The organism is Psychrobacillus sp. Z16_25 (assembly GCF_056856695.1).
This window is the reverse complement of sequence record NZ_JBXEOV010000024.1, coordinates 25,393-37,001: the sequence shown is the minus strand read 5'-3', so window position 1 is coordinate 37,001 and position 11,609 is coordinate 25,393. Positions and strand designations below refer to the sequence as shown.

Sequence of the window (11,609 nt, the reverse complement as noted above, 5' to 3'; positions counted from 1 at the left end):
GCTATCCGAGAGTAACGCCCAACCGCTTCCATGCCGATAAAGGCCATGCCCTTCCCACCATTCTAACCGAGAATAAAACATGGCTAACCGAGAGTAATTCCCCTCCGAACGAGAGTAAAGCGGCCCAACGAGAGTAAACGGTTCCTATCCAAGAGTAAATTCCCTCTGAGTGAGAGTAACCATGATCCAACCGAGAATAAATCCCCTCCGAACGAGAGTAAACCGCTAAAAAATAAAATCTGCAACTTTTAAAAAGTATAAAAATAGATAGGTCGCCTATCCTACTGAAGATAATGTGGTTAACTTATGAACCAAAGTAAAAAGAAGGGAAGGAGTGGACCGAGCCTTACATTAACTAATACAGATTCACCGATCTTGTTAGGGGATGTACGCGCAAATGAAAAAAGCCAACTAGGAAGGGGAATTAACTAGTTGGCGTGTTAAACGATTATAGGGAATTGCATGTATCACAGTGATTACCATAGCATTCGTGCTGCTCTTCGATCTTTTCTCCACATTTAGCACATTTCTTTTCAGGCAGGTTTCGGAAAAATTCTAGTACGTTTTCTAACATAATAGGCCACCTCCATCTGTTATATAACTGTATTTGTTATTTGTATTGTATTATAACACAGATTATTTTGTCAACACATTTTCACATTTTTTGTTAAAATGGTCATAAAGGAGTGAAGTACATGTATTTTATAGATAATAAAGGAATAACTGACCCGCGTATTAACTTGGCAATTGAGGAATATGCTCTCAATACAATGGATATTGAAAAGGACTCTTTCTTACTTTTCTACATAAACCAGCCTTCTATCATCATTGGTCGAAATCAAAATACGATAGAAGAAATCAACACAGATTACGTAGAGAAAAATGGAATAATTCCCGTGAGGAGACTTTCAGGCGGTGGAGCAGTATATCACGATTTAGGAAACTTAAATTTTAGTTTCATAACAAAGGATGATGGAGACAGCTTCCGAAACTTCAAGAAATTCACCCAGCCTGTAGTTGATGCTCTAGCAAAGTTGGGTGTTAAAGCGGAGCTTTCCGGGAGAAACGATATATTAGCTGAAGGAAAGAAAATATCGGGGAATGCACAATTCACAACAAAGGGAAGAATGTTTAGTCACGGAACATTAATGTTTGATACTGAAATTGACGCAGTTGTATCTGCCTTAAAGGTAAGTAAAGAAAAGATTGAGTCGAAGGGTATTAAATCTATTCGTAGCCGTGTAGCAAACATCGTTGATTTTCTTGAGGAGCCAATGACGATTGAAGAATTCCGTCAAGAAATCTTAAACTCCATTTTCGGAGGAGCAGAAAACGTAAAGTATTGGGAGCTGACAGAAGAAGATTGGAAGAACATTCATAAGCTCTCAGAAGAACGTTATCAGACTTGGGAATGGAATTTTGGGAAATCACCAAGATTTAATATCCGTCATTCTCATCGCTTCCCTACTGGATCAGTAGATGTTCGCTTAGAAGTGAACAAGGGAGTAATTGAAGAAGTAAAATTCTTTGGTGATTTCTTTGGAGTTGGTGAGGTTGAGGAAGTCGAAGTATTGCTTGTAGGTAAGAACTATAGCAGAAATGCGATTGAACAGGCTTTGGAAACAGTAGACGTTCCTAAATACTTTGGAGGAATATCTAAAGAAGAGCTTATCGGATTAATTTACTAAGATTCAAAACAAATTAGATGAAGCACTTGTGATTCAAAATTCTATTAAGAATCACAAGTGTTTTTCTGCTTTCGATGTTAGATTTTCTATACCTTAGAGTTTTCGATAGTTCAAACAAGCAGGGTACCATTAGTGTCCTGTTACTTGCTTGTTGGGCAGTTTATAGGCTTTAGCGTTTTCCTTATTCATTTCACCAATTCCCGCTTTTTGCCCCTTATGCATTCTCACCCAGTTAACATAGCCATTGATGGAATTAATCAAGAATCAGTCTACATGACCATCATGGACCAATCGTTTCCGACAGATTGGATAAGTGTTATAAATCATAACAGAATCATCGATAAACGTTCACAGCTATCAATAAAATCCATTGCTCCGCAAAACGTTACAACATGAGGATCTGTGCGACGACAGATAATACGACAGCAGCAGAGTCTATACAAACCTGCTGACCACCCATGACGTTAAAGAAGAAACATATAGAATGCTGCCTAAGGTGGTAATGCTTATTACAACCACGCTGTCTATTCGCATGTCTAAAAACCAAAACAAAAATTGTTTAAAAGATATTAAAGATAAATTTAGCTGGAAAAAATACAATGCTATTATTTACCTATATCATTTAGGTAGATAAAGGTAAAAAAATATAAGAACATAATGGAGAAATAAGCATGAAAGAATCATTTTTTGTTATGATGAAATAGAACGAATGCTTTTTTAGGAGGATAACGGTGACTACACATAAAGTATTAGTAGTAGAAGATGATCGTAAAATAGCATCACTCTTAGCAGAAACCTTGCGTAAATATCATTACGACGTTTGTACAATAAAAGATTTTGACAATATCATTGAGGAGTTTAAAGAATATGATCCGCACATTGTGTTATTAGATGTAAATTTACCTTCCTATGACGGTTACTATTGGTGTCGTCAGTTGAGACAATATACGACTTGCCCAATTATCTTTGTTTCCGCTAGGTCCGGTGAGATGGATCAAGTATTTGCGCTCGAAAATGGTGGCGATGACTTTATCACGAAGCCTTTTCACTATGAAATTGTGTTAGCTAAGATTAAAAGTCATCTTCGAAGAAGCTATGGAGAGTATGCTGCTAAACAAGAGGAAAGAGTTGTTAAGGCTGGAAAGCTGGAATTATTTTTAGAAAGAATGGAATTACATATAAGAGAAATTCAAATTCCCTTGCAAAAGAAAGAAAATACGATATTAGAACTATTATTAAGAAATTACCCTAAGGTGGTCACAAGGGAGCAGCTTTTGGAGGAGCTTTGGGATGACCAATCCTTTGTTGATGAAAATACCTTGAATGTGAACATGACGCGTGTTCGCAAAAAGCTAGCAGATTATAAAGTGACATCGACGATTGAAACCGTTAGAGGAGCAGGCTATCGTTTAAACCTAAGCTCGGAGGATGCGTAATGATACGTTTATTTTTAAAGGAGCATGTGATTTTTATCGTGTTCCAATTGTTTGTCGTCTTGTTTGTAATGCTGCTGTATTGGCTGGATGGATTCCGAAATCTTGATACAGCAATATATTCAATTGTCATCAGCTTAATTTTAACATTGACGTTCCTGACTACTTTATTTTTAAAGAAAGCAGCATTTTATAAAAAAATCCTTTCTGTTCCGACCAAAGTGGAAGGAATTCTACAAAGAGAGGCACATTCGCCAGAAATCAGACAAATTGAAGTATATCTAGAGCATCTGTACAGACTGTATCAAAAAGAGCTCCAGCTTTTATATGCTAGTCAAAACAGACATCTTCAATTCATGAATAACTGGGTCCATCAAATGAAAACACCCATATCTGTACTAGAGCTAATGGCTCAAAATAATGAGCAGGTAGACGCTAAAAGCCTCTTGGAGGAAACAGATCGCTTAAAGAGAGGCCTTGATGCGGTTTTGATGAACGCAAGATTAGATACCTTTGAAGAAGATATGCAAATAGATCAGGTAGATTTAAAAGAATTGGTTACAGAAACCGTATCAAAGAATAAGCGATTGTTTATTGGGAATCGTATATATCCCTCTATCACGATAGAAGAGGGATGTATGATTACAACCGATGCTAAATGGATGAGTTTGATCATTACACAATTTATTACGAATGCGGTCAAGTATACCTTAGAGAAAAATAAAAGAATTTATTTCCATGCAGAAAGAGAGGAAGATTCTATCTTATTCTCCGTAAGAGATGAAGGGATGGGAATCCCTGCTGCGGATATAAAGCGTGTAACAAAAGCCTTTTTTACTGGTGAGAACGGAAGAAAAGTAGGAGAGTCCACTGGAATAGGACTATATCTTGCGCAAGAGGTATGTAGTCGATTGGGTCATGAGCTGACAATTGAATCCACTGTTGGAAAGGGTACAACTATCTCGATACGCTTTCAGCAACAAGAATCAAACAAGAGAGGTGATCAAGATGTCGATACTGATGCTTGAGGATATAACAAGAGTTTATGAAGGAAAAGTGGCGCATCTAGGATTAGATCAGCTTAGCTTTGAAGTAGAAAAGGGAGAGTTTATCGCGGTTATGGGTCCTTCCGGAAGTGGAAAAACAACGCTCCTGAATATTATTTCTACCATCGACCGACCTACCTCTGGAGATATTCTAATCAATGGTACAAATCCATTGAAGCTAGGTAAAGACGAGCTGTCCATTTTTCGAAGAAGACAGCTTGGTTTTGTATTTCAGGATTTTAATTTGCTTCCTGCACTTACGGTGGAAGAAAATATGATACTTCCCTTAACACTGGATAGAAGACCTGTGGAAGAAATGAAGAAAGAAGTACAAATGGTAGCAGAACGATTACATTTACAGGGCATTTTAGAGAATAGACCCTCTGAGATTTCAGGAGGACAAGCGCAGAGAACAGCGATTGGACGAGCCTTGATTCATCGACCAGCAATCATTCTTGCAGATGAGCCTACTGGTAACTTGGATTCAAAATCCTCAAGGGATGTATTGGAGCTATTAAGTAAAATTAATAAAGAAGAGAAGACGACTATTATTATGGTAACTCATGATCCAATAGCAGCTAGTTATTGTGATCGTGTCCTTTTCATCAAGGATGGTCAGTATTTTAATGAAATATATAAGGATGACCGCAGACAAACCTTTTTTCAACGAATTTTAAATGTGTTATCTCTCTTAGGTGGAAATGTAAATGACCTTTCAACAATTCGCTTATAACAATGTCATAAGAAATAGCCGTGTGTATTTTGCATTTTTCCTTGCGAGTAGTTTCTCGGTGATGGTGTTTTTTGTGTATTCCATGCTGATGTTTCACCCGAAGATAGAGGACCAATTTTTACGAGATATCGCCTTCGGTGGGATGCTAATGGCAGAAATTGTCCTTGGTATATTTACACTTTTCTTTTTGTTTTATTCCATGAACGCATTTATACAAGCCAGATCACAAGAATTTGGGATATTGCTTAACTTAGGGATGGAGAAAAGACAGCTATATCGTCTCATTTTTTTAGAAACGATGTTGTTAGGGTTTATATCTATTGCGGTAGGAATCTTTTTTGGTTATGCATTTTCTAAATTCTTTTTTATGATTATCCGAGAAATGTTCCTACTAGATAGTCTCCCTCTCTATTTTTCGTGGAAGCCCTTTACTCTCACCATTATCGTGTTCTTGTTTTTATTTATAACTATATCCTTTAGTAGTGTTATGTTCCTTGGAAAAACAGATATCATTCGGTTGATAAGAGGCTATGGAAAAAATAATGACCGAGCTGATTATAAAAAGTGGAGGGCAGCGTTAGGTCTGCTTCTCATCGTGAGCGCCTATGCATTAGTTATTTATTCAACCTTTTCTATGCATTGGTATGTTACTTTCATCATTATTTTCCTGGCATTGATTGGTACCTATTTCTTTTATACAGACAGTATCCTTTTCTTGTTATCTCGTCTTCGAAACAGTAAGAAGCATTATTGGAAGCCCTTCCGACTGATCGCCTTTGCCGAAACCCCAATAAAAGTAAAAGACAATGCACAAATGTTTTTTGTTGTAACCATCGTTTCGACAGTTGCATTCTTATCAGTGGGAGTGGTGACATCCTTTACTTCTTTTACTGCTCAGTATCGAGAAATGAATCCTATTAGTATATTTTATGCAAGTGAATGGGACAATCCTTATGAGGAGGAGCATATTACAAAACTTTCCCAAGAGCTACAGGCAGAGGGACTTTCATATGACCTTATCACGTTTCAGGTATTAAAGCAGACATCATCTAACTCGAATGAAGTGAAAAATATTGTGAAGGAATCAGAGATAAACAGCTTAGCCGTGGCATTAAACTTACCGATGATTAATCTAATACCTGGTGAGGCTCTTTCCATCCCAATAGATGAAGACGAGACTGACTTTCGTTATGAAGAAGGTCAGCAAACAGTTTTAGAAGAGAGCAACATCCCTTTGCAAGTCATTGGAACCTATGATGAGGCCATCTTCCCTGCAATAGCTCTAGAGGAGGGTGCCTTTATTATAAGCGATGAGGACTATGCACTTATAACGGAGCCGCTAGAAGGTTTAAGAATGGAATCGTCCATGACGAAATTCTATGCGTTCCATGTGTCTGAGTGGCTACGAACGAGGGATATTGGGGTAGAGCTAGACCAAGTAATGAGTGAGAGTATTGTGTCTGGTAAGAACAATAACTCCTTTTATTTTTCTAACCCTGGTTTAAATTATTCCATTATCCGAGCAACCTTTTCCTTGCTGCTATTCACTGGGCTCCTCGTAGCGGCTGTATTAATCCTAGCAGCAGGAAGCTTTGTTTACTTCAAGCTATATACAGACTTAGAACGAGACAAACGGCAATACGATGTGCTCAAAAGAATGGGTATTACGAATAAAGAGTTAAAAAAGATTGTCAATCGTCAGCTTGTCCCTCAATTCTTTTTACCTTGGGGCTTGGCAACACTGCACAGCACCTTCTCCTTTATCTTCCTACAAGCGTTTTGGGTGGATCTAGCTGCAGTGTCGATTGTGACTGAAATGCTCCTTGTATTAGTAGCCTTTACCATCATAGAGCTAGTATATTTCTTTTTAATACGTTGGAGATATCTAGCGCATATTCAATAACTCTGTTTACAAGGCTGACATTAGTTGTCAGGAGTAATCTGCCATGTGACTGGGACATAACTGATTCATTGGTTATAAAATTTCCTCTTACTATACTAGGATGCCGGCTTGTTCTAGGGAGGAAAAACTAAAAACGTCACTTCGTGTGACAACGTCTTCCAGATCGACATCCTGTTGATTTCTATGGAAAGTGAACGGCACAGTGGAGAACTCTGAGGCAAAAAAATAGACAGAAGCAAGATTGGACAAACCCCATTCCTTTCTTGATAAGTTTGATTCTTTTTGGAATTTATTGATCCAAATTTACTATTAGTAGGAATCACTATTGGTTCGGAGCAGCGTCGGCGACTCCTGTGGGAACAGCAAATTTATTTGCAACGAAAGAGGAGCGATAGGAGCAAAGATTTTCTGCGACGAAAGCAGGGCGACAGGAGCACCTGAGTGGCTAATTAAGGAAGGAAAACTAAAAGCGTCACATCCTGTGACAACTTTTTCCTGACCAACATCCTGTTGGCCTCAATCCGTGCCCACGGAAAGCGTCCGACGCAGCGGAGAACCATGAGAGATAAAATAGGAAGCCCTTATGATTCAGAGCATCTTATAGAATCATAAGGGTTTTCATTTTATTTATCCCGGAAACTTCCATTTCTAGGCTCGTTCTTCAGCCAGCCCATATACCCAATTTTTATTGAATTGTCAAAACTTTTCCTATATAATTATATTGGGGATAAAATGAATGACTATTCATTCAAATTTAGAGGGGAGTTATTATTATGTTAGCGACAAAAGTTCAACAAAGGGCTTCCATGAATCCTGATAAGATTGCTTATCATTTTATGGGAAAAGATACTACATACGCAGAGTTCAATCAGTCAGTCGAGCGATTTGCAACAGCTCTATCTTCTCAGGGGATTAAAAAAGGAGATAATGTAGCATTCTTGTTAGGAAATTCACCACATTTCTTAATTTCACTCTACGCAACTATGCGTATTGGGGCAACCGCTGTACCAATTAATCCAATCTATGCGCCAGATGAAATCAGCTATATTGTGAAAAATAGTGAGGCAAAGGCAATAATTGCTCTAGATGCTTTTATTCCGCTTGTCCAAAAGGCAGCAGGTATTTTTACGTCGGTTGAAAGCTATATAATCTGTGAAACGGATCCTTCAACACCAGAAAAGCTAGCTGCATTGCCTAATGAAATAAAAGCAAAGGTAAAATCCTTTACCTATCTTCTAAGCACTACAATGGCGAATGTATCGGAAGTAGAAATTCTTCCAGATGATACTGCTGTAATTTTATATACTTCTGGTACAACCGGACACCCAAAAGGTGCAATGCTCACTTTTCAAAATATCTATTCCAATGCGAGAGATGTTGCAGAGTATTTACAGTTCGATACTGAGGATAGGATTATTGCTACTCTACCTGTATTCCATGTTTTCGCTTTAACGGTTGTGGTAAATGCTCCTCTTCTTACTGGAGCTACTATCCTGCTGGTTCCAAAGTTTAGTCCACAGGACGTATTTAGAGTTGCGAAAGAACATAAGGCGACTGTTTTCGCAGGAGTTCCAACCATGTTTAATTTCCTATACCAATACCCAGATGGGAATGTGGAAGACTTTGCAAATATTCGATTAGCAATCTCTGGTGGATCATCTCTACCGGTTGCTTTGCTTCATAACTTCGAAGATAAATTTAATGTGCGCATTTCTGAAGGGTATGGTCTTTCAGAAGCTTCCCCTGTTACATGCTTTAATCCAATTGACCGAGAAAGAAAACCTGGCTCTATCGGGATGTCGATTGTGAACGTGGAAAATAAGGTTGTAAATGAGCTAGGGGAAGAAGTACCAGTAGGGGAAGTAGGAGAGCTTATCGTAAGAGGGCCGAATGTGATGAAGGGTTACTACAACATGCCTGAAGAAACACAGCATACAATTCGTGACGGCTGGCTTTATACAGGTGACCTGGCTCGAAAGGATGAAGAGGGATATTTCTATATTGTAGACCGCAAGAAGGATATGATTATCGTCGGCGGCTATAATGTGTATCCACGTGAAGTGGAAGAAGTCTTATTTGCACATCCAGGTATCGTAGAGGCTGCTGTCATCGGTGTCCCAGATCCAAACTTTGGGGAAGAAGTTTTAGCGTTTATTGTGAAAAAAGATGCTAGCCTAACAGAAGAACAATTAAAGGAATATTGTGCTGAAAAGCTAGCAAAATATAAAGTGCCGAAGAGCTTTGAATTTTTAGAGGAGCTTCCAAAAAATACGACAGGAAAAATCCTGCGTCGTTCTTTAAAAGCACAGCATGTATAAAGAGATCCAAGGCTAAAGGGAATAGGTGTTTTAGGACTGCAGAATGAGACTGGGACGAACCTTTTCCTTCCTTGATAGATTCTATTCTTTTTGAAATTTATTAATTAATTTTAATTTTAGTAGGTAACAATAATTGGTTCGTAGCAGCGTCGGCGACTCCAACAGGATGAGGGAGACAGGTAAGACATAGCAACGGTACGCGTAGCGTTCGGCTATGGCTTACTTTAAGGAAGGAAAACTAAAAACGTCACATCGTGTGACAACGTTTTCCTGACCCACATCCTGTTGGCCTCCGACGCAGCGGAGAACCTAAAAGTAAAGAGTAAGAAAGTACTTACGATTCTTATTAAAGAATTATAAGTGCTTTTTTGTTTTGTCCCAGCCTCATATCCTCAGATAACAAATATTAAATAGTGAGAAGTTATCAACTATTTTTCTCATAAAAAAGGAAATAGATTTCGAGTGTCGAAATAGTTATACACTACAGAGAAAAGAGAGGGAAAGAGAATGTCTAAACGTAAGCTAGAAGCAAAGGATTTATTTAACCTTCAATCCGTTACCAATCCAGTATTTTCACCTGATGGGGAAAAGGCAGTTTTTATTAGAACCGAAATGAACGAAGAGGATAATAAGTATTATTCCTATTTATACTATATTGATTTACAGACTAACACAGTTTCAAAATGGACCCACAACAAAGAGCGAGTTTCTTCTCCGAAATGGTCTAAGGATGGATCCTACATAGCGTTTTTATCTAATCGAAAGGAAAAGAATCAGCTCTTTTTAATACCTGCAGCTGGAGGAGAGGCAAGGCAGCTGACTGAATTAGAAAAAGGGGTTTCTAGCTTTCAATGGTCTCCATGTAATAAAAAGATATGGTTTAATGCTCCTTTAAAGAAAGGGAAAAGCTGGTCTGATGAACCGGAAAAAGACGAAAAAAAGCAGCCTGAGGCATATGTGGTAGATAAAATGAAATATCATGCAGATGGAGTAGGATTGCTTCCTCAGGACAGCTATAAACAGATAGGCTATGTAGAAATAGAAAGCAAGGAAATTACGCAATTTACAGAAGGAGATTTCCAATACAGTCTCCAAGCAATTTCCCACGATGGGAAAAAACTAGTGATGGGTGTTAATCGTGAAGAAAACCAAGATTTTTCTTTTAAACAGCCTTTATTGCTAGTAGATATTCATACAAAAGAGGAAATTACGATAAAGGACGAGGAAGGCTATTTTGGAGATGCAGCGTTTTCCTTTGATGATCAATATATAGCATTCGCTGGGGCGAATAGAGCTTTCCAAAATGCGACACATACAGGGGTTTATGTGTTTGATACGAAAAATTCAACAACGATTAAGCTGACAGAAGGACTAGATGCTCCGGTAGGAGATTATACAGCAAGTGACCTCCAGCAAGGGGCAAGTGCACCGAGCGTAATTTGGACCAAGGACAATCATTTATATTTTCAATTGTCCACAATGGGAGACGTTCGTTTATACTTCGCAACATTAGAAGGAGAAATATATCCAGCTTCTCCTGAAAATGAGCATGTATATGGGTATGACATAGATCCAGCGGGGAAATTCTCAATTGCAACAATAAGCACCCCAATATTTCCCGGGGAATTATTTCAGCTAAATTTGTCGACTGGTGAGCGCAAACAGTTAACTACTTTTAATGAAGATTATCTGAAAGAGGTAGAGCTTGTAGAACCAGAAGCAATTGTCTTTAAAGGAGTAAAAGAATGGGATGTCCATGGCTGGTTAATGAAGCCTGCAGGTTTTGTAGAAGGAGAAAAGTATCCACTAGTGGTAGAAATACATGGCGGTCCCCATGCGATGTATGGGAATACTTTCTTCCATGAATTGCAGCTGCTTGCAGCACAAGGCTATGGAGTCCTCTATGTAAACCCAAGAGGAAGTCATTCTTATAGCCAAGAGTTTGTAGATGCTGTTCGCGGAGATTATGGTGGTGGAGATTATGAGGATATTATGGCAGGAGTGGATTATGCTCTTTCTACCTATGATTGGATTGACCAAGGACGCTTAGGAGTTACTGGTGGAAGCTATGGAGGCTTTATGACGAACTGGATTGTTGGTCATACGAACCGTTTTAAAGCAGCAGTTACACAACGCTCCATTTCAAACTGGATAAGCTTCTATGGAGTTTCAGATATTGGCTATTACTTCACACCATGGCAAATAGGAACCGATATGACAGACATCGATGCACTATGGGATGCTTCACCCTTAAAATATGCCGCAAATGTAGAAACGCCTTTATTGATTCTACACAGCGAAAACGACTACCGCTGTCCAATCGAACAAGCACAGCAGTTATATATTACGTTAAAGGCAATGGGGAAAGAGGTTGGCTTTGTAAGATTTCCTCAAGCAGATCACAATCTCTCACGAGTAGGATTACCAAATCTTCGCCAAACCCGTTTGGAGCAGATAACAGGTTGGTTTGAAAAATTTCTATAAAGCT

At 38.6% G+C, this 11,609-nt stretch carries 8 protein-coding genes; 7 read left to right on the top strand and 1 reads right to left on the bottom strand.

The window, feature by feature from the left end:
- Nucleotides 1-448: 448 nt before the first annotated feature.
- Nucleotides 449-574: a protein YhfH gene (gene yhfH / locus AC1VU3_RS16325; RefSeq protein ID WP_480388634.1), complete on the bottom strand. Its 126-nt coding sequence runs from the start codon at nucleotides 572-574 to the stop codon at nucleotides 449-451.
- Nucleotides 575-695: 121 nt separating this feature from the next.
- Here yhfH and lplA point away from each other — a divergent pair, with 121 nt between their 5' ends.
- The 7 genes from lplA to AC1VU3_RS16290 all read left to right on the top strand — a co-directional run bounded on the left by lplA (nucleotide 696) and on the right by AC1VU3_RS16290 (nucleotide 11,605).
- The gene (gene lplA / locus AC1VU3_RS16320) at nucleotides 696-1,688 is read left to right on the top strand and encodes a lipoate--protein ligase (protein WP_482984007.1); all 993 of its coding nucleotides are present in this window, start codon (nucleotides 696-698) and stop codon (nucleotides 1,686-1,688) included.
- 731 nt (nucleotides 1,689-2,419) lie between these two features.
- Nucleotides 2,420-3,124, top strand: a complete 705-nt coding sequence (locus tag AC1VU3_RS16315; protein WP_482984006.1) for a response regulator transcription factor — start codon at nucleotides 2,420-2,422, stop codon at nucleotides 3,122-3,124.
- Nucleotides 3,124-4,149 carry a sensor histidine kinase gene (locus AC1VU3_RS16310; protein WP_482984005.1) on the top strand — a complete coding sequence of 342 codons (1,026 nt, stop codon included), beginning with the start codon at nucleotides 3,124-3,126 and terminating at the stop codon, nucleotides 4,147-4,149. The genes AC1VU3_RS16315 and AC1VU3_RS16310 overlap by 1 nt, the downstream gene beginning before the upstream one ends.
- Nucleotides 4,130-4,900 carry an ABC transporter ATP-binding protein gene (locus AC1VU3_RS16305; RefSeq protein ID WP_482984004.1) on the top strand — a complete coding sequence of 257 codons (771 nt, stop codon included), beginning with the start codon at nucleotides 4,130-4,132 and terminating at the stop codon, nucleotides 4,898-4,900. The genes AC1VU3_RS16310 and AC1VU3_RS16305 overlap by 20 nt, the downstream gene beginning before the upstream one ends.
- Entirely contained in the window at nucleotides 4,875-6,803 is a 1,929-nt protein-coding gene (locus tag AC1VU3_RS16300) for an ABC transporter permease (RefSeq protein WP_480388627.1), read from the top strand. The genes AC1VU3_RS16305 and AC1VU3_RS16300 overlap by 26 nt, the downstream gene beginning before the upstream one ends.
- 770 nt (nucleotides 6,804-7,573) lie before the next feature.
- Nucleotides 7,574-9,121: a fatty acid--CoA ligase family protein gene (locus AC1VU3_RS16295; RefSeq protein ID WP_482984009.1), complete on the top strand. Its 1,548-nt coding sequence runs from the start codon at nucleotides 7,574-7,576 to the stop codon at nucleotides 9,119-9,121.
- A 507-nt stretch (nucleotides 9,122-9,628) separates the two neighbouring features.
- Entirely contained in the window at nucleotides 9,629-11,605 is a 1,977-nt protein-coding gene (locus AC1VU3_RS16290) for a S9 family peptidase (protein WP_482984003.1), read from the top strand.
- Nucleotides 11,606-11,609: the final 4 nt, after the last annotated feature.

Coding starts and splice junctions, on each gene's coding strand:
- yhfH (WP_480388634.1), bottom strand. CDS start 574: ATGTTAGAAAACGTACTAGAATTTTTCCGAAACCTGCCTGAAAAGAAA.
- lplA (WP_482984007.1), top strand. CDS start 696: ATGTATTTTATAGATAATAAAGGAATAACTGACCCGCGTATTAACTTG.
- AC1VU3_RS16310 (WP_482984005.1), top strand. CDS start 3,124: ATGATACGTTTATTTTTAAAGGAGCATGTGATTTTTATCGTGTTCCAA.
- AC1VU3_RS16305 (WP_482984004.1), top strand. CDS start 4,130: ATGTCGATACTGATGCTTGAGGATATAACAAGAGTTTATGAAGGAAAA.
- AC1VU3_RS16300 (WP_480388627.1), top strand. CDS start 4,875: ATGACCTTTCAACAATTCGCTTATAACAATGTCATAAGAAATAGCCGT.
- AC1VU3_RS16290 (WP_482984003.1), top strand. CDS start 9,629: ATGTCTAAACGTAAGCTAGAAGCAAAGGATTTATTTAACCTTCAATCC.